Origin of the sequence: Streptomyces botrytidirepellens (assembly GCF_003721215.1) — a bacterium.
GTDB lineage: Bacteria > Actinomycetota > Actinomycetes > Streptomycetales > Streptomycetaceae > Streptomyces > Streptomyces himastatinicus.
Genome location: NZ_RIBZ01000488.1, coordinates 1 through 2,024, shown reverse-complemented (window position 1 = coordinate 2,024; position 2,024 = coordinate 1). Strand labels below are relative to the sequence as shown.

At 72.5% G+C, this 2,024-nt stretch carries 2 protein-coding genes; both read left to right on the top strand.

The annotated features are described in order from the left end of the window. The coding region (locus EEJ42_RS31860) for an alginate lyase family protein (RefSeq protein WP_123105361.1) at nucleotides 1-1,122 on the top strand (1,122 nt) is incomplete at its 5' end. Next, nucleotides 1,119-2,024 (top strand): RNA polymerase sigma factor (locus tag EEJ42_RS31855; RefSeq protein WP_425472995.1); only part of this gene is annotated, 906 nt, incomplete at its 3' end. The genes EEJ42_RS31860 and EEJ42_RS31855, both read left to right, overlap by 4 nt.

Here is a 2,024-nt window from a genome sequence, read left to right as displayed (position 1 = left end):
GGCGGCGCCTCGGCCGCCCCGGCGGACGTCGCGCACCCCGGCGCGCTGCACGGCGCCGGGGATCTGCACCGCGCCAAGGTGCGTGTGGCGGCGGGCGACGACCCGTGGCTGGCGGGCTGGAAGAGACTGACCGCCAACCGGCACTCCGCGAGCGCCTGGCAGCCCAGGCCCCAGGCCACCGTCGTCCGCGGTGGCGCCGGTCAGAACTACCCCACCCTGTACCACGACGTCCACGCCGCGTATCAGAACGCCCTGCGCTGGAGGATCGGCGGCACCAAGGCGAACGGCGACACCGCCGTCGCGATCCTCAACGCCTGGTCGGCCACGCTGAAGGAGATCACCGGCAACGCGGACCGCTTCCTGGCCGCCGGTCTCTACGGCTACCAGTTCGCGAACGCCGCCGAGCTGATGCGCGGCTACGACGGCTTCGACCTCGCCCGCTTCCAGTCGATGATGCAGCGCGTCTTCCAGCCGCTCAACGAGGACTTCCTCACCCGCCACAACGGCGCCTGCGTCACCAACTACTGGGCCAACTGGGACCTCTGCACCACCGCATCGCTCATGGCGATCGGCATCCTCCGCGACGACACCACCGCGTTCGACCGCGCCGTGACGTACATGAAGTCCGGCGAGGGAAACGGCTCCATCCGGCGCGCCATCCCCTTCGTGTACGACGGCCAGGGGCTCGCCCAGTGGCAGGAGAGCGGCCGCGACCAGGGCCACACCATGATGGGCATGGGGCAGCTGGGCGCGATCTGCGAGATGGCCTGGAACCAGGGCGTCGACCTGTACGGCTACGACGACAACCGGTTCATGAAGGCCGCCGAGTACGTCGCGAAGTACAACCTCGGCCAGGACGTGCCCTTCACCACCTACACCTGGGGCACCGGCCAGAACTGCGCCCAGCGGTCGCAGACGGTGATCTCCGACGCGGGGCGTGGCCAGATTCGCCCCGTCTGGGCGTCTTTGCACTACCACTACGCGCGGCGCCGCGGGCTCTCCGTCCCCTTCATCACGGCGATGACTGAGAAGGTGGGCGTCGAGGGCGGGGGCGGCGACTACGGGCCGAACAGCGGAGGCTTCGACCAGCTCGGCTTCGGGACGCTCCTCTACGCGAAGTGATCGCCCCGTACGAGAAGGGACAGCGGGAGGACGGTGTGAACGGGCGGCAGTGGCGCGCCACCATCGCGGCGGCGCAGAACGGCGACCGGCGCGCGCTCGACGAGCTGATCGAGGGCTGGCTGCCGCTCGTCTACAACATCGTCGGACGGGCGCTGAACGGCCACGCGGACGTGGACGACGTCGTGCAGGAGACCATGCTGCGCGCCGTGCACGGCCTGGGCTCGCTGCGCGATCCGGACGGCTTCCGGTCCTGGCTGGTCGCCATCGCCATGCGCCAGATACGCGACCGGGCGCGTCGGCGGACCGCCGACGCGCTGCCGGATGACACCCGCGGCGCCCCGGACTTCGCCGAACTGACCGTGCTGCGGCTCCAGTTGGAGGGGCAGCGGCGGGAGGTCGCGGAGGCGGTGCGCTGGCTCGCGGACGAGGACCGGGAACTGCTGTCGCTGTGGTGGCTGGAGGTCGCGGGCGAACTCACCCGGCGCGAGCTGGCGGCGGCCGTCGGCATCAGCCGTCAGCACGCGGCCGTGCGGGTCCAGCGGATGAAGGCGCGCCTGGAGACCGCGCGGGGCATCGTCCGGGCGCTCGACTCCTCGTGTCCGGACCTGCGCGAGGTGGCCGAGGGCTGGGACGGACGGCCGGATTCGGTGTGGCGCAAGCGGCTGGCCCGGCACATCCGGGGGTGTGCGCGCTGCTCCGGAGGGCGCGAGGATGCCGTACCGGCCGAGCGGCTGCTGGTCGGCATCGCGCTGGTGCCGCTGCCGGTCGGCTTCACGCTCGCGACGGCGCTGGGCGGCAAGACGGCGGCCGCGGCAACGACGGCTGCGGCCGCCTCGGCCGCGGCCCCGGCGGGCTGGTCGGCCAAGGTGCTCGGCGCGCTGGCCAAGCCCGCGGTGGCGGTG